Origin of the sequence: Micromonospora sp. NPDC047670, assembly GCF_043204915.1 — a bacterium.
Taxonomy (GTDB): Bacteria; Actinomycetota; Actinomycetes; order Mycobacteriales; family Micromonosporaceae; genus Micromonospora.
Map to the genome: position 1 here is coordinate 359,483 of NZ_JBIDDA010000003.1, position 17,267 is coordinate 376,749.

At 77.0% G+C, this 17,267-nt stretch carries 9 protein-coding genes and 1 pseudogene; 5 read left to right on the top strand and 5 right to left on the bottom strand.

From position 1 onward, the window contains the following. Nucleotides 1-5: 5 nt before the first annotated feature. From ACGF7U_RS09655 to ACGF7U_RS09665, 3 genes and pseudogenes are all read right to left on the bottom strand, one after another. Nucleotides 6-488 (bottom strand): Na(+)/H(+) antiporter subunit C, encoded by a 483-nt coding sequence (locus ACGF7U_RS09655; protein WP_393104795.1) that lies wholly within the window; start codon nt 486-488, stop codon nt 6-8. Beyond that, nucleotides 485-3,319, bottom strand: a complete 2,835-nt coding sequence (locus ACGF7U_RS09660; protein WP_393104796.1) for a Na+/H+ antiporter subunit A — start codon at nt 3,317-3,319, stop codon at nt 485-487. The genes ACGF7U_RS09655 and ACGF7U_RS09660 overlap by 4 nt, the downstream gene beginning before the upstream one ends. A gap of 176 nt (nt 3,320-3,495) precedes the next feature. After that, nucleotides 3,496-3,907: pseudogene (locus ACGF7U_RS09665) on the bottom strand (hypothetical protein). A gap of 170 nt (nt 3,908-4,077) precedes the next feature. Here ACGF7U_RS09665 and ACGF7U_RS09670 point away from each other — a divergent pair. Then, on the top strand, nt 4,078-8,721 hold the full coding sequence (locus tag ACGF7U_RS09670; RefSeq protein WP_393104798.1) for an ATP-dependent helicase: 4,644 nt from the start codon (nt 4,078-4,080) through the stop codon (nt 8,719-8,721). A gap of 191 nt (nt 8,722-8,912) precedes the next feature. Here ACGF7U_RS09670 and ACGF7U_RS09675 read toward each other — a convergent pair whose 3' ends face one another. Further along, nucleotides 8,913-9,497: a hypothetical protein gene (locus tag ACGF7U_RS09675; protein ID WP_393104800.1), complete on the bottom strand. Its 585-nt coding sequence runs from the start codon at nt 9,495-9,497 to the stop codon at nt 8,913-8,915. Between the two features lie 156 nt (nt 9,498-9,653). Between ACGF7U_RS09675 and ACGF7U_RS09680 the strand changes: the two genes are divergently transcribed. Together ACGF7U_RS09680 and ACGF7U_RS09685 are read left to right on the top strand one after the other, a co-directional pair. Further along, nucleotides 9,654-10,151 (top strand): GNAT family N-acetyltransferase, encoded by a 498-nt coding sequence (locus tag ACGF7U_RS09680; protein WP_393104802.1) that lies wholly within the window; start codon nt 9,654-9,656, stop codon nt 10,149-10,151. A 10-nt stretch (nt 10,152-10,161) separates the two neighbouring features. After that, the gene (locus ACGF7U_RS09685; RefSeq protein WP_393104804.1) at nt 10,162-10,968 is read left to right on the top strand and encodes an S-adenosyl-l-methionine hydroxide adenosyltransferase family protein; all 807 of its coding nucleotides are present in this window, start codon (nt 10,162-10,164) and stop codon (nt 10,966-10,968) included. Between the two features lie 43 nt (nt 10,969-11,011). Here ACGF7U_RS09685 and ACGF7U_RS09690 read toward each other — a convergent pair whose 3' ends face one another. Then, a complete protein-coding gene (locus ACGF7U_RS09690) occupies nt 11,012-12,229 on the bottom strand; it encodes a hypothetical protein (RefSeq protein ID WP_393104806.1) in 1,218 nt (405 codons plus the stop codon). A 110-nt stretch (nt 12,230-12,339) separates the two neighbouring features. Here ACGF7U_RS09690 and ACGF7U_RS09695 point away from each other — a divergent pair, with 110 nt between their 5' ends. Beyond that, nucleotides 12,340-13,278, top strand: coding sequence for a zinc finger domain-containing protein (locus ACGF7U_RS09695; RefSeq protein ID WP_393104808.1), 939 nt, complete (start codon nt 12,340-12,342; stop codon nt 13,276-13,278). A gap of 333 nt (nt 13,279-13,611) precedes the next feature. Continuing rightward, on the top strand, nt 13,612-17,259 hold the full coding sequence (locus tag ACGF7U_RS09700) for a hypothetical protein (RefSeq protein WP_393104810.1): 3,648 nt from the start codon (nt 13,612-13,614) through the stop codon (nt 17,257-17,259). Nucleotides 17,260-17,267: the final 8 nt, after the last annotated feature.

The following is a 17,267-nucleotide window of genomic DNA, read 5'->3' on the forward strand; positions in this document are numbered from 1 at the left end:
CCCGGTCATCCGGGACCGTCCCCGGGCCGGAGCCGGCGCGGCAGCTCGGGGTCGACCTGCTCGGGGTCGGCGTCGGGGCCCTCGCCGCCGAGGTCGGCCGCGACGGCCGCCTCGTTGCGCTCTGCCGCCCGCCTGATCTGCCGGTCCTCGATGTCGTCGGGCACCTCGTCGTCGCCGGTCAGATACCAGCTTCGGTAGCTCACGGCCAGCAGGAACGCGGTCAGCCCGAAGGTGATCACGATGGCGGTGAGGATCATGGCCTGGGGCAGCGCGTCGCTCAGCCGGCCGGCGGGCGCGACGCCGACCACCGGCGCGGCGCCCGCCCGCCCGCCCGTCAGGATGAGCGCGTTGACCCCGTTGCCGAGCAGGATGACCCCGAGCAGGATTCGGGTCAGGCTGCGTTCCAGCAGCAGCGTGACCCCGCAGCCGACCAGCACCCCGACGGCGATGACCAGCACCAGGGTCGGCCCCTCCACGCCCGGCCTCACGGCCGCTCCCCTCCCCGGTCGACGCGCAGCCCGCCGGCGGAGCTGCCGGCCGCCTCGATGTGCCGGTCCACCTCGGCGCCGAGGCTGCGCAGGATGTCCAGCACCAGCCCGATCACCACGAGGTAGACCCCGACGTCGAAGAAGAGGGAGGTGACCAGGTAGAAGTCGCCGATCAGCGGCAGCCACAGGTCGACCCGGGCGCTCTCGAGCACCGACCCGCCCGCGAGCAGCGGGATCACCCCGGTGCCGATCGAGACGAGGAGGCCGGCACCGAGCACCGTGCCGGCGCCCACCGGGGCCGCCTCGGCCAGTTCGTCACGGCCGCCGGCGAGGTAGCGCACGACGAGCGCCAGGCTCGCCACCAGGCCGCCGGCGAAGCCGCCGCCCGGCGCGTTGTGGCCGGAGAAGAGCAGGAACAGGGAGAAGACCACCACGGTGTGGAAGATCAGCCGGGTGACCACCTCCAGCACGATGGAGCGGTGCCGCTCGTGCAGGGTCACGCCGCCGCGCAGCCAGACCGGGCGGCCCGGCCGGCGCGCCCGGCCCGACGGCTCCGGCCGGCGCGGCCGCGGCCCGGTCCGGGACCGCTGGAAGACCAGGCTGGCCACGCCGGTCGCGGCCACCACCAGGACCGCCAGCTCTCCCATCGTGTCCCAGGCCCGGATGTCGACCAGGGTCACGTTGACCACGTTGCGGCCGTACCCCTGGGTGACGGCCAGGTCGGGGAACGCCTCGGAGATGGTCGGCGCCCGGCGGGCCGCCGCGGCGGTCAGCGCCAACCCGGCCGCCACCACACCGGCGGCCAGGCCGATCGCCCGGCGCAGCCAGCGGCGCCGGCGCGGGCGGGCCGAGAACCGCTGGGGCAGCCGGCGCAGCACCAGCACGAACACCGCGATGGTGGCGGTCTCGACGAGGAACTGGGTCAGGGCCAGGTCCGGCGCGCCGTAGAGCACGAAGAGCATCGCACTGCCGTAGCCGGTCACCCCGACCAGCAGCATCGCCGTCAGCCGCCGGCGGGCACCCACCGCGAGCAGCGCCGCCACGGCGACCACGGCCACCACGACGACCTGCAGCGGGGTGTCCCACAGGTCGATCCGGTCCTGCCACGGGCGGGTGGCCAGCACCGCCCCGCCGGGCAGCACGACGAGCGCGAGCAGGATGGCCCCGAGGTACTGCGGGAGCGAGCCCCGCTGGGTGACGCCGGTGACCTCGATGGCCAGCCGGTCGAACCGGCCGATGACCCACTCGTACCCCTGGTTGCCGCCGATCGGGACGTGCAGCCGGGCCAGCGCCGGGGCGAGCGGGCCGCGCAGCGCGTGCAGCGCCGCGCCGCCGGCCACGGCGAGGGCGGAGAGGCCCAGCGCGGGGCTGGGGCCGTGCCACAGCGCCAGGTGCCCGCCGACCGCGCCGAACAGCTCGGCGTACGGGCTGAGCAGGGCGTCGAGGATCCCGGCGGCGGGGCCGGCGACCAGCCCGAGGACGGCCAGGAGGGCCGGCGGGGCGAGCAGCGGCGCGGCGATGCGGCCCACGCCGGTCGGTGCCACGCCGGGCCGGGTGGCGAACGCGCCCCAGACGAACCGGGCGCTGTAGGCGACGGTGAGCGCGGTGCCGGCCACCAGCACGGCGAGCACGGCGGGCCGGTCGGTGAAGGCGGCCAGCACGGCGTCCTTGGCGACGAAGCCGACCAGCGGCGGCAGGCCGGCCATCGACGCGGCGGCGAGCACCGCGACGGTGGCCAGCAGCGGCGCCCGCCGGCCCAGGCCGGACAGTTCCCGCAGGTCGCGGGTGCCGGCGCCGTGGTCGACGATGCCGACGACGAGGAACAGCGCCGCCTTGAACAGGGCGTGGGCCAGCAGCATGGCCGCGCCGGCCAGCGCGGCGTCCGGGGTGCCCGCCCCGACGACCACCGCGAGCAGGCCGAGCTGGCTGACCGTGCCGTACGCCAGCAGCAGCTTCAGGTCGGTCTGCCGCAGCGCCGCCCAGCCGCCGGTGAGCATGGTCGCGAGGCCGGCGACGAGCACCACCGGGCGCCACGGGCCGACGGCCGCCAGCACCGGGGCGAGCAGCCCGATCAGGTAGACGCCGGCCTTCACCATCGCGGCGGCGTGCAGGTACGCGCTCACCGGCGTGGGCGCCGCCATCGCCACCGGCAGCCAGGAGTTGAACGGCAGCACCGCCGACTTGGACAGCGCCCCGGTCAGGATCAGCAGCACCGCCGTGACCAGGTACGCCCCGCCGGGCAGCGGACCGGCGGCGATCTCCGACCACCGGTAGCTGCCGGCGTGCTCGCCGAGCATGATGAACCCGACCAGCATGGCCAGCCCGCCGAGCGTGGTCACGATCAGCGCCTGGGCGGCCGCCCACCGGCTCGCGCGCCGCTCCGTGCTGTGCCCGATCAGCAGGTACGAGAAGATCGTCGTCAGCTCCCAGCAGACGTAGAGCAGCAGCAGGTCGTCGGCGAGGACCAGGCCGAGCATCGCCCCGGCGAAGGCCACCAGCACCGCGGCGAACCGGGCCAGCCCGACCGACCCGGGGCCGAAGTAGCGGGCGCTGTAGACGAGGACGAGCGCGCCGACGCCGCCGACCAGCAGGGTCATCAGCCAGGACAGGGTGGTCAGCCGCAGCGCCAGGTCGAGCCCGAGCTGCCGGATCCACGGGTACGTCTCGACCACCGCCCCGCCGTCGCGGACGGCGGGCGTGCGGGCCAGCGCCCAGCCGAAGGCGGCGGCCGGCGCCAGCGCGAGCGGGTAACAGGCGCGCGGACCCCACCACCGCACCAGCAGCGGCGCCACGAGGGCCGCCACGAGGTGGAGGATCAGCAGTACGAGCACCCGCACTCCCGGTCGAGGTGGCAGCGGCGCGCGCCGGAGGTGGGCCGGCACCTAGGTGCGATCAGACGCCAGATGACTGCCCGCCGGGCCGTTTTGCCGGAATTCGTCCGATCCGTGCGCCGACCGCCTCTCGCCGGAGCCGGGTGCCGCGGTCGGCCCCACCACGGCCGCCCCGGTCATCGCGCCCGCGGTGCGGCGCGGTCAGCCGACGGCGACGTCGCCGGCGGGGACGGCGGTCTCCCGGGCCGGGCGCTCCCGGCGGACCTCCACCAGCAGGTCGGGGCGGCCGAGCTGGAGCACGACCTTGTTGACCACCCGCTGGGCGGCGGCGAGCGACCGCACCGACAGCAGCCGGCCCCGGCTCTCCCGGCGCAGCACGAAGTAGTGCACCGCGGCGCGGACCTGGCCCCGGTCGGCGGCGCTGGCCTGGGCGGTGGAGACGACCAGCTCCCGCAGCGCCGCGGCGAGCCGCTCGGCCAGCTCCAGCTCCGGGCCGGCCAGTCCGGCGCGGAGGGCGGCGAGGTGACTGTCGACCTTGCGGATGAGCACGTCGGTGCCGGGCTCGAAGCTCCGCTGCTCGACGGTCATCCGATCCCCTCCACCCCGGCCGACTCCGAGTGAAGTTACTTTATGTTGCGTGCCGCAAGCAAGCAGTTAAGTAAGACTTAACGCAATCAACGGCACAACCATCGCGTATGAACCAGGACCGGACACAGTAAGCGTCCGCCGGCGGCCGGATGTCACACCGCCGGGGCAGGATGGACGGCGTGACGGATGCGATGGCGGGTTTCGGCGCGGCCACCCGGGAATGGTTCTCCGCCGCCTTCGCCGCGCCCACCGCCGCCCAGGTCGGCGCCTGGGGCTCGGTCGCCGCCGGCCGAAACGCGCTGGTGGTGGCGCCGACCGGCTCCGGCAAGACCCTCGCGGCCTTCCTCTGGTCGCTCGACCGGCTGGCCCGCGAGCCGGCCCCGGCCGACCGGCGGCACCGGTGCCGGGTGCTCTACGTCAGCCCGCTCAAGGCGCTCGCGGTCGACGTCGAGCGCAACCTGCGCGCCCCCCTCGCCGGGATCCGGCAGGCCGCCACCCGGCTCGGCATCGCCCCGCCGGAGATCACCGTGGGGATGCGCACCGGCGACACCCCGGCCGACGAGCGGCGCGCGTTCGCCCGCACCCCGCCGGACATCCTCATCACCACGCCCGAGTCGCTGTTCCTGCTGCTCACCTCCGCCGCCCGTGACTCCCTGCGCGGCGTCGAGACGGTGATCGTCGACGAGGTGCACGCGGTGGCCGGCACCAAGCGCGGGGCACACCTCGCGCTCTCCCTGGAGCGCCTCGACGAGTTGCTGCCCGCTCCGGCGCAGCGGATCGGGCTGTCCGCCACGGTCCGCCCGGTCGACGCGTGTGCCCGCTTCCTCGGCGGCGCCCGGCCCGTCGACGTCGTCGCGCCGCCCACGGCCAAGACGATCGAGGTCAGCGTCCAGGTGCCGGTGCAGGACATGACCCGCCTCGACGAGCAGGAGCCGCCGGAGGACGACCTCGGCGGGCCCGGCCGGCGCCGGGCGTCGATCTGGCCGGCGGTGGAGGAGCGCGTCTTCTCGCTGATCCGGGCCCACCGCTCGACCATCGTCTTCACCAACTCGCGGCGCTCCGCCGAGCGGCTCTGCGCACGGTTGAACGAGCTGGCCGCCGAGGAACCGGCCGGCCCCGACGTCGGCGGGGACGACCGGGCCGCGCCGGCCCAGGGCGCCGGCACGTGGGGCGACGGCGCCGCCGGTCCGGGCACGGGCGCGCGGGGCGGTCCCGCCGGTCCGGGCCGCCGCACGCCGGCGGAGATGATGGCCCAGGCCGGCAGGGTGGCCGGCGCGCCGCCGGTGATCGCCCGCGCCCACCACGGCAGCGTCTCCCGCGAGGAGCGCAAGCACATCGAGGAGGCGCTCAAGTCCGGCCAGTTGCCCGCCGTGGTGGCCACCTCCAGCCTGGAGCTGGGCATCGACATGGGCGCGGTCGACCTGGTGGTGCAGATCGAGGCCCCGCCCAGCGTGGCCGCCGGGCTGCAGCGGGTGGGCCGGGCCGGGCACCAGGTCGGCGCGGTCTCCCGGGGCGTGGTCTTCCCCAAGCACCGGGGCGACCTGCTCTCCTGCACGGTGGTGGCCGAGCGGATGGGCGACGGCGCCATCGAGGAGCTGCACTACCCGCGCAACCCGCTCGACGTGCTGGCCCAGCAGGTCGTCGCCATGGTCGCGCTGGAGCCGTGGCACGTCGGCGACCTGGCCGTCGTGGTCCGCCGGGCGGCGCCCTTCGCCGAGCTGCCCGACTCGGCGCTGCACGCCGTGCTCGACATGCTTTCCGGCCGCTACCCGTCCACCGCGTTCGCCGAGCTGCGGCCCCGGCTCGTCTGGGACCGCGCCACGGACACGCTCACCGGCCGGCCCGGCGCGCAGCGCCTCGCGGTGACCAGCGGCGGCACCATCCCCGACCGGGGGCTCTTCGGCGTCTTCCTGGCCGGCGCCGAACGGGCCGCCCGGGTCGGCGAGCTGGACGAGGAGATGGTCTACGAGTCGCGCGTCGGCGACGTGTTCCTGCTCGGCTCCTCGTCCTGGCGCATCGAGGAGATCACCCCCGACCGGGTGCTGGTCTCCCCGGCCCCCGGGCAGGCGGCGAAGATGCCGTTCTGGAAGGGCGACCAGCTCGGCCGCCCCGTCGAGCTGGGCCGGGCCATCGGGGCCCGGGTGCGCGCCCTGCTGCGGCAGGACGACGAGGCCGCCCTCGCCGCGCTGCGGGCCGGCGGGCTCGACGACTGGGCCGCCGGCAACCTGATGGCCTACCTGCGCGAGCAACGGGCCGCCACCCGGTCCCTGCCCGACGACCGCACCGTGGTGGTCGAGCGGTTCCGCGACGAGCTGGGCGACTGGCGGCTGGCCGTACACAGCGTGCTGGGCGCCCGGGTCAACGGGCCCTGGGCGCTGGCGATCGGCCGCCGCCTCGCCGAGCGCTACGGGGTGGACGCCCAGGTGATGCCGTCCGACGACGGCATCGTCGTCCGCCTGCCGGACACCGCCGACGAGCCGCCGGGCGCCGACGTGGTGGTCTTCGAGCCGGAGGAGATCGCCCAGCTGGTCGAGGAGTCGGTCGGCACGTCCGCGCTGTTCGCGTCCCGGTTCCGGGAGTGCGCGGCCCGGTCGCTGCTGCTGCCCCGCCGTGACCCGCGCCGCCGCCAGCCGCTGTGGCAGCAGCGCCAGAGGGCCGCCCAACTTCTCGACGTCGCCCGCGAGTACGCCGACTTCCCGGTCACCCTGGAGGCCGCCCGGGAGTGCCTCCAGGACGTCTTCGACCAGCCCGCGCTGGCCGAGCTGATGCGCGACCTCGCCGCCCGCAAGGTGCGCCTGGTCGAGGTGGAGACGGCCCAGCCGTCGCCGTTCGCCCGGTCGCTGCTGTTCGGCTACGTCGGGGCCTTCCTCTACGAGGGCGACGCCCCGCTGGCCGAGCGCCGGGCCGCCGCGCTGGCGCTGGACTCGGCCCTGCTCGGCGAGCTGCTCGGCCGCGTCGACCTGCGCGAGCTGCTCGACCCCGCGGTGCTGGCCGAGACCGAGCGGCAGCTGCGCTGGCTGACCGAGCAGCGCCGCCCGCACGACGCGGAGGACGTGGTCGAGCTGCTCCGCGTCGTCGGCGACCTGTCCGAGGCGGAGCTGGCCGAGCGGGGCGCGCCCGCGGAGTGGCTGACCGAGCTGGCGGCCGCCCGCCGGGTGCTGCGGGTGCGCGTCGCCGGCGAGGAGCGCTGGGTGGGTGTCGAGGACGCGGCCCGGCTGCGCGACGCCCTCGGCGTGGCCCTGCCGGTCGGGGTCGCAGAGGCGTACCTCGCCCCGGTCGCCGACCCGCTGGCGGACCTGGTCGCCCGCTACGCGCGTACGCACGGCCCGTTCGCGGCCAGCACCTGCGCCGCCCGGTTCGGGCTCGGGGTGGCCGTGGTGGAGCAGGCGCTGCGCCGGCTCGGCGCCACGGGGCGGGTCGTCTCCGGCGAGTTCACGCCCGACACGGCAGGCACCCAGTGGTGCGACGCGGAGGTGCTGCGCCTGCTGCGCCGCCGCTCGCTCGCCGCGCTGCGCCGGGAAATCGAGCCGGTGCCGCCCCGCGCGCTGGCCGCGTTCCTGCCCCGCTGGCAGCAGGTCGGCTCGTCGGCGCGCGGCGTGGAGGCGCTGGCCGCCGCGATCGAGCAGTTGCAGGGGGCGGCGGTGCCGGCGTCGGCGCTGGAGCGCCTCGTGCTGCCCGGCCGGGTCGCCGACTATTCCCCCGCCCAGCTCGACGAGCTGTGCGCCAGCGGCGAGGTGCTGTGGGCGGGCTCCGGAGCGATCTCCGGCGGGGACGGCTGGGTCACCCTCGCGTACGCGGACGCCGCGCCGCTGCTGCTGCCCCCACCCGACGAGGCACTGACCCGCACCCCGCTGCACGACGCGGTGCTGGACGCCCTCGGCGACGGGCAGGCGCTGTTCTTCCGGTCGCTGTCCGACAGGGTGGGCTCGACCGACGACGCCGCGTTGACCGCCGCCCTCTGGGACCTGGTCTGGGCCGGCCACCTCACCAACGACACCCTGGCTCCGCTGCGGGCGGTGCTCGGCGGCGGCGGGGCGCACCGGTCCCGCCCGGCCGCGCCGCGCACCCGCTACCGCCGCCCGGGGCGGGTGGCCCTGCCGACCCGCGGCGGCCCGCCGACCGTCGCCGGCCGCTGGTCACGCCTGCCGGAGCGCGACACCGACCCGACACGCCGGGCCGCGGCCCTGGCCGACGTGCTGCTCGAACGGCACGGCGTGGTGACCCGCGGGGCGGTCGTGGCCGAGCAGGTGGCCGGCGGCTTCGCCGCGGTCTATCCGGTGCTCTCCGCGCTGGAGGAGCGCGGCGCCGCCCGCCGGGGCTACTTCGTCGAGGGCCTGGGCGCGGCGCAGTTCGCGGTGCCGGGCGCGGTGGACCGGATCCGGGCGCTGGCGGAGCCGGCCGACGGCGGGCGGGGGCGCGGCGGGCCGGCCCTGGTGCTCGCCGCGACGGACCCGGCCAACCCGTACGGCGCGGCGCTGCCGTGGCCGGAACGGGTGGTCGACTCGGGCGACGGGGCCGCCCCGGCGACCGGGCACCGGGCGGGGCGCAAGGCCGGAGCCTTGGTGGTGCTGGTCGCCGGCGACCTGGTGCTCTATGTCGAGCGCGGCGGGCGGACCATCCTCTCCTTCACCGACGACGCGGACACGCTGGCGGCGGCCGGCAAGGCGCTCGCCGACGCGGTGCACTCCGGGGCGCTGGGGGCGATGTCGGTGGAGCGGGCCGACGGCGAGGCGGTGCGGTCCTCGCCGCTGCGCGACGCGCTCACCGCCGCCGGCTTCCGGGCCACCCCGCGCGGCCTGCGCCTGCGCGGCTGAACCGCTCGCGCCCAGCACGCCCGGGCCGCTGCCGGACGTGGTACGCCTGCCGGCTGAACCGCTCGCGCCCAGCACGCCCGGGCCGCTGCCGGACGTGGCGCCGGCGCAGAACGCGCCTCGGTGGGGCTCCCCGGTGGAGTGGTCTCCGCGTCCGACGCCGGATGGGCCGGCGGGGTTGCCGGGCCCGCGCGTCAGCGCAGTCCGGTGAGGACCTTCTCGTACCTGGCGCGCTCGGCCACGGGCGTCCTCGCCTCCAGGTAGTTGAGCACCACGGCGCCGCGCCGGAAGGACTGACCGCCCCAGGTCTCCGCGACGTCGCTGGCGCTCGACTCGTCGGGGAAGACGTAGACGGTGACGGCGTCGGTGGCGATCAGCTCGGAGCAGCCCAGGCCGAGCCCGTCGGGCCCGCAGTCGACCGACCGGTCCCGCGGGTTCGGCACCCTCAGCCCGGCGGCCTTGAACGCGTCGACGACCTGCCGCGCGCCGGGCGTCCCGGTCGGCCGGACGGGCAACTCCACCGGGGGCGTGGTGGCGGGGCGGCGTTCGGTGCCGCCGGGGCTCGGCCTGGCCGGGCCCGCCCCGGTCGGCGGGGCGGCGGGCGTGGTGGCCGTCCCGGGCACCCCGGTGGGGCCCGACGGGGCGCCGGCGGCCGGGGCCGACGCCGAGGCGGCCGGGGACGCGGCGCGCGGGGCGTCCTCCGCGTCGTCCCCGCAGGCGGCGGTGAGGGCGGCGGCGATCACGAGCACCGCGACGGCGGGCAGGCTCCGGTTGGTCACCCCTGGCAGTCTGCCCAACCCGGTCCCACCCCGGCCAGTGGCCGGTCGGCCAGTGCCCTGTCCCATATCCGCCAGCGCCCGGTCGACCCGGAATCCCGGTGCCCGCCCGCAGCGGCGGCGGTACGATCCCGACCCGGTCGACGAGAGGAGCCGACGATGACCGGGGTGGCCGTCCGCCCGGCCCGGACCAGCGACCGCGCCGCGATCGACGCGCTGCACGAACGCGAGTGGGGCGGCCCGTACGTCGTCGCCCACGACACCCGCTACGACCTGCGTACGCTGCCCACGCTGGTGGCGGTCGACGGCGCCGGCGCGGTGGTCGGGGCGCTGGCCCACCACGGCGACGGCGACGGGCTGGAGGTCGTCAGCGTCGTCGCGGCGACGCCCGGCGGGGGCGCCGGCACGGCGCTGCTGGCGGCCGCCGCGGACGTGGCCCGGGTTGAGGGCCACGCCCGGATGTGGCTCGTCACCACCAACGACAACCTGCGGGCACTGCGGTTCTACCAGCGGCGCGGGCTGCGGCTGGTGGGTGTGGACCGGGGCGCGGTGGACCGGGCCCGCAGGCTGAAGCCGGCCATCCCCGTCGTCGGCGAGGACGGCATCCCGTTGCACGACGAGCTGATCCTGGAGCTGCGGCTCGCCGCCGACGGCTAACCTGCCGGGCATGGACCGCACCCCCTGGATCTCGCTGACCACCGACTACGGTCTCGCCGACGGCTTCGTGGCCGCCTGCCACGGGGTGATCGCCCGACTGGCGCCGGCCGCCCGGGTGATCGACGTGACCCACCTGGTCCCGCCGGCCGACGTGCGCCGGGGCGCGGCGGTGCTGGCGCAGGCCGTGCCCCACCTGCCCGAGGGCGTGCACGTGGCGGTGGTAGACCCCGGCGTCGGCACCACCCGCCGGGGCGTCGCGCTGGCCGCGCCGCGCGGGCTGCTGGTGGGACCGGACAACGGCCTGCTCCTCGACGCCGCCGAGGCGCTGGGCGGGGTGACCGCGGCCGTCGAGCTGAGCGCGCCGGACTGGCTCGCGCCCGAGGTCTCCAGCACGTTCCACGGCCGGGACGTCTTCGCGCCGGTGGCCGCGCGGCTGGCGCTCGGGGCGCCGCTGGCCGGGGCCGGCCCGGCCGTCGACCCGGAAACGCTCGTCCGGCTGCCGGCGCCGGTGGTCCGGTCGGAGGCGGCCGGGTTCACCGCCGAGGTGCTGACCGTGGACCACTTCGGCAACGTGCAACTGGCCGCGCCGGCCGACCTGCTGGCGCCACTGCCGGCCCGGGTGCGGGTGCGGCCGGACTTCGAGCCGGGAGCCGGGCGCGCGGCCGTGCACGGCCGCACCTTCGGCGACGCCCCGGCGGGCGGGCTGGTGGTGCACGCCGACTCGGCCGGCCTGGTCGCGGTGGCGGTCAACGGCGGCCGGGCGGTCGATCTGCTCACGGTGGCGCCGGGCGACCTGCTGCGGGTCGCCGCCGGCTGACCGTCGGGCCGGAGCCGGCCCCGGCCCGACGGGAAGGCGCGGGTCAGCAGGGCGGAACCGTGCCGCCGTAGACCGCCGAGACGTACGCGTGGCTGACGTACTGCCCGGCGGCGAGGCGGTTCCACCGGCTGGTGGTGCGGTACGGGCCGGCGACGGTCTGCCCGGTCACGTAGCACTGGATGGGCACGTTGGCGTACCGGGCGGCCAGCCCGCGCGCCGCGTACGCCGTGCCCGCGCCGGCGCGGATGTTGAGCGGGCCGTCGCCGACCACGCCGCGCGGGCCCGCCCCGGTCCACAGGTACGCCACGTCGACCCAGGCGTTGGTGCTCAGCTGCAGCCCGTCCCAGAAGGTGCCGTCGGCCAGGTCGATGCCGGCCGGGTTCAACACCACCCGGCCGAACTGGTCCCGCCCGCCGTGGTAGCCGTACTGGTAGGCGGCCTGCGCCTGCGGCCGGCCCCGCGGGAGGTCCTTCCAGTTCTCCCGCACCGCGCTCAGGTTCCAGTAGTCGTCCCGCGTGTTCCAGGGGCCGACGTCCCAGACCGGGGCGTACTCGCAGCGGCTCCCGCTCGTGGTGCACACCCGGACGGTGTAGTCGCCGGTGTTCGGCGGGGCCAGGCCGCGCCGGGAGGGCAGCGCCACGAAGTGGTCGCGGGGGACGATGGTGTGCCCGTTGGCGGTCAGCTCGCCGACCAGGCCGACCCGGGTCGCGTACACCCGGTAGGTGAGGCCGGGGGTGGCGGCGGTGACGGCGGCGGCGGTGTCGGCGGTGTCGGCGGTGAGGCGCAGGGCGCGCACCTCGACGGTGGCGCCGGACCGGCGCGTCCCGAGCACCAGCCGGGCCTGCACCCGGCTCACCGGGCGGTCGAAGACGGCTCCGTCGGTGGCGTCGCGCCACTCGGTCCAGCCGCCCGTCCGCCAGCCCCGCACCTGGGCCTCCACGGTCGCGCCGGCGGCGGCCCGGGCGGTGATCTCGGCGCGGACCCGGGTGGCGGGCCGGGCCAGGGTGCGCGGCGCGGCGAGGAACGTCCCCTCGGTGGCCGCGCTGCGGGGCGGGCGGGCGGCCACCGGGCGGGGGTCGGCCAGGCGGAGCCCGGCTCGGGTGTGCCGGACGTTGACGTCGTCACCGTCGACGCGGGAGAGGTCGGTGGTCCACCGCTCGCCGCCTCCGGCGGCGAGCGCGGGGGCCGGGGCGGGCAGGACGGCGGCGGCGAGGACGGCGGTCAGGAGGGCGGCGGGGAAACGACGTCGCGGCATCTTCATGGGCATTCTCCTCAGAACTCCCTGATCCTGCTCTTGTCGGGAGATCAATGGGAACCTCACTACAAATAGCGACACATGCGAATACCGCTCGGGCGAGGGAGGATGGACGGGTGCCCGAAGGCGACACCGTCTGGAACACCGCCCGCGTCCTGCACCGCGCGCTGGCGGGCGCCCGCCTGACCGGCAGCGACTTCCGCGTGCCACAGCTCGCCGCGACCGACCTCGCCGGCTGGACGGTGCGGGAGTCGGCCAGCCGGGGCAAGCACCTGCTGCTCCGCCTCGTCGCCCCGCCGGGCCAGGCGCCGGGAAGCGGCGCACCGGCGACGGACGCCGCGCCGGGAAGCGGCGCACCGGCGACGGACGCCGCGCCGGGAAGCGGCCCACCGGCGACGGGCGGCCCGCCGGGAGGCGACGCCGACGGCCCGGACGGCGGCGGGGCGCGCTGGACGCTGCACTCGCACCTGCGGATGGAGGGCGCGTGGCGGGCGTACGCCCCGGGGGAACGCTGGACGGCCCGGCCGGCGCACCTGATCCGGGTGGTGCTGCGCACCCCCCAGGCGGTGGCCGTCGGCTACCACCTGCACGAGCTGGCGCTGGTGCCCACCGCCGAGGAGGACGCGCTGGTCGGCCACCTCGGCCCCGACCTGCTCGGCGCGGACTGGGACCCGGACGAGGCGGTGCGCCGGCTGACCGCCCACCCGGACGCCACCATCGGCGAGGCACTGCTGGACCAGCGCAACCTGGCCGGCGTCGGCAACCTCTACAAGTGCGAGATCCTCTTCCTGCGCGGCGTCTCGCCGTGGACGCCGGTGCGCGCGGTGCCGGACCTCGCCGGCGTGGTCGCGCTGGCGCAGCGGCTGCTCGCGGCCAACCGGGGCCGCTGGACGCAGAGCACCACCGGGTCGCTGCACCGCGGGCAGACCAGCTACGTCTACGGGCGGCGCGCCCAGCCCTGCCGTCGCTGCGGCACCGCGATCCGCAAGGAGGAGCTGGGCGAGCGGGTCACCTACTGGTGCCCGGTCTGCCAGCCGGAACGCCCGGCCGACTGAGGACGCTCCGGCGCCGGGGCGCGCCGAGGCCCGACCGCCTGCCCGGCACCCGCCCTCGCCCGACCGCCGCCGGGTCGCGCCAGTCGGGCGGGCGCGGGGTGGCTGGCCGGCGAGCCGTCGGCCGGGGCGTCGCCCGCGGGAGCGGCGTGTCGGACGGGACACTCCGCCGCCGGGCCGGGAAGTCGCGTCCCCGCCACAGATACGGACGATTGGGTACTTCCTAACCCCGCCGTCGCGTCGCATGCTGCGGTTGACTCCTCACGCATCGTCAGCGACGCGCGACCGGGCCGCCACGCCGCCGTGGCGACCCACGCGCCCGGACCGGGGAGAGCCATGGACCTGTTCCGCAGACTCCGGATCCCGTGGGCGGAGCGGGCGATGCCCCGCACCGGGGACGACACCGCCGACGGGGCCCGGCCGACGGGGCCCGTCCCCTCGGCGCGCCGCCCGGAGGAGCCGGCCGTGGCGCCGGCCAGCCTCGACCCGGCCGCCGTGCCGCGCTGCTTCGGCCCGGTGCCGAACTACGCCCACAGCCCGCTGCCTGCCGTCGAGGCCGACGGCCGGGTGGTGCCCGGCACCGGCATCCGCAAGTTCGTCGACGCGCTGCCCGGCCTCGGCCCGCTCGGCCGCACCGAGCTGGGCGGGCACCTGCCCGTGGCCGTGCCCGACACCGTCAGCTACCCGGGCTGCGACTACTACGAGATCGTCCTGGAGCAGTACGCGCAGCGGCTGCACCGGGACCTGCCGGCGACCCGGCTGCGTGGCTACCGCCAGCTCAACCTCGGCACGGACGCCAACGGACACAACACCGTCGTGCCGGCCGGGCGCCCCTGGCATCTCGGCCCGGTCATCCTGGCCCGCCGGGGTCGCCCGGTGCGGATCAAGTTCATCAACCAGCTTCCCACCGGCCGGGCCGGGGAACTCTTCCTGCCGGTCGACCCGACCGTCGAGGGCGCGGGGACCGGCCCGCTCGACGGTCCCGCGCCCTACCCGCAGAACCGGGCGGTGCTGCGCCTGGCGGGGGCGCACACCGGGTGGATCAGCGCCGGCAACCCCTGGCAGTGGGTGACCCCGGCCGGCGAGATCACCCCGTACCCGACGGGGATCGGCCTGACCCACGTCCCCGACATGCCGCCGCCCGGCGCGGGCGCCACCACGCTCTACTACCCCAACGAGCAGAGCGGCCGGCTGTGCTGGTTCCACGACAACACGGTCGGCCTGGCCCGGCTGACCGTCTACTCCGGGCAACTCGCGCTCTACCTGCTCACCGACCCGGCCGAGGAGGAACTCGTCGCCGAGGGCGTGCTGCCCGCCGACCAACTGCCCCTGGTGATCGAGGACAAGACCTTCGTGCCGGACGACACCCAGCTCGCCGGGGAGGACCCGACCTGGGACCGGGACCGCTGGGGCGCCCGGGGCAGCCTCTGGCACCCGCACGTCTACCAGCCCCGACAGAACCCGCACCGGGCGGACGGGGCGAACCCGACCGGCCGGTGGGACTACGGCCCGTGGTCGCGTACGGCCGAGGAGGCCGGGCCCCGGGAGCACCGCGGGACGCCGGAGGCCGGCCCGGTGCCGAACCCGCACCACGACCCGGTCGCCGACCCCGACGAGCCGCCGCTGGCGCCCGGCGTGCCGCACCCGTCGGCGGTGCCGGACGCGTTCGGCGACACCATGCTCGTCAACGGGATCGCGTACCCGTACCTGGAGGTCGAGCCGAGGACGTACCGGTTCCGGGTGCTCAACGCCTGCCTGGACCGCGCCCTGAACCTCCAGCTCTACCGGGCCCGCTCCGACGGGCCGATGTGGGACCCGGAGGGCGACCTGGCCGACGCGGAAGCCGGGGAGGTCCCGATGGTGGCGGCGGTGCGCGCGCCGGGCCGCCCGGCGGGCTGGCCCACGGACGGGCGCGACGGCGGGGTGCCGGACCCGCGCGCGGCCGGCCCGGAGCTGGTCCAGATCGGCAACGAGTGCGGCCTGCTCCCCGCGCCGGTGGTCGTGGCGAACCGGCCGGTCGGCTACCGGTACGACCGCCGGGACCCGACCGTGCTCAACGTCGACGGGCACGCGCTGCTGCTCGCCCCCGGCGAGGCGGCCGACGTGCTGGTGGACTTCTCCACCGTGCCGCCGGGCGGCACCCTGATCCTCTACAACGACTGCCCGGCCCCGCTGCCCGGCTTCGACCCGCGCGCCGACCACCACACGGGCGCCCCGGACCGCACCGCCGAGGGCGGCCCGCCGCCGACCCGCCCCGGGTACGGGCCGAACACCCGCACGCTCCTGCAGTTCCGGGTCGCCGGCACCCCGGCGCCGCCGTACGACCTGGCGCGGCTGCGGGACCGGCTCCCCCGCGCGTACGCGGCCAGCCAGCAGCCGCCGATCGTGCCGCAGGCGGCGTACGACGCGGCGTTCGGCACCCGGACCGGCCGGGAGACGGTGGTCCCCGTGCACGCCACCACGGTCAGTTTCGTCCCGACCGCCGGGGCCGCCCCGGTGCTCCTCCCGCTGGCGGACAAGGCGGTGCAGCAGGTCTTCGAGCCGGATCACGGGCGGCTCGTGGGTCGGCTGGGCGTGGGGCACCCGAACGCCGGGCCGCTCTCCCCCGCCACCCTGCCGCTCGGCCCGACCGATCCGGCCACCGAGGTGCTGCACGTGAGCGACCCGGCCGTCGGCGTGGGCGCGCCCGCCGACGGCACCCAGCTGTGGCGGATCCGCGGCAACAGCCGGCAGACCCAGCCGGTGCGCTTCGCCGCCTGCGACGTGCAGGTGGTCAACCGGGTCGGCTGGGACGGCGCGACCCGCCCGCCGCACCCCGCCGAGCGGGGCTGGAAGCAGGTGGTCCGGGTCAACCCGAGGGAGGACGTGATCGTCGCGCTGCGGCCCGTCGCGCCGCCGCTGCCGTTCAAGATCGGCGACAGCGTACGGCTGCTCGACCCGGCCCGGCCGGCCGGCGCCCGGACCGGCTCGACCCCCGTCAGCCCGGTCGACGGCCGGCCGGCGCTGGTGGTGAACCAGCTCGTCAACCTGGGCTGGGAGTACCACTGGCACAGCCAGCTCGCCGGCCACCGCGACCAGGGCATGACCCGGCCGCTGGTGCTGCGGGTCTCCCCGAAGGCGCCGACCGGGCTGACCGCGACCCCGGCCCCGGGCTCGGCGACCGCGCTGCCGGCGATCGCGCTGGCCTGGACGGGCAACGGCAGCCGCCCGGCGGCCACCAGCCACCTGCTCCAGCGGGCCACCGACGCCGCCTTCACGGCGGGCCTCACCGCGATCACCGTGGCGGCGACGGCGACCCGCTACACCGACGCCACCGTCACCCCCGGGGTGACCTACCACTACCGGATCCGGGCGGAGAACGCGGTGAGCTGCTCGACCTGGTCCAACAGCGTGCCGGCGTCGGTACAGCTCGCCGCGCCGGCCGGGCTGACCGCGGCGATCCCGCCGGCCGCGCCGCTGCGGATCGCGCTGCGCTGGACCAACCGCTCCTTCGCCACCGGCATCGACGTGCAGCGGGCCACCAACCCGACCTTCAGCAGCGGGCCGGGCACCACCGCGATCGGGGTGGGCGACAACCACCTCGACGCGGCGGTCGCCCCGGACACCACGTACTACTACCGGGTGCGGACCACCTATCTCGGGGCCGCCTCACCGTGGTCGACGGTGGCCCGGGCGACCACGCCGCCCGCCCCGGGCCTACCCACGGGGATCACCGCCACCGCCACGGCGCCCGGGCCGGACACGGCGACGGTCATCCTCGGCTGGTCGGCGAGCACGCCCACCGGGCCGGGCGCGGGGTTCATCGTCCAGCGGGCGCTGGATCCGGCGTTCAGCCGCGAGGTGGCCACCTTCACCGTCACCGGCCGCGGGTTCACCAACACGGGCCTGGCGCGAGGCGTCACCTACCACTACCGCATCCGGTCGTTCAACGTCGTCGGCAGCTCGCCGTTCACCGGCCCGGTGCCGGTCACCACGCCACCGTGACCGGGGAC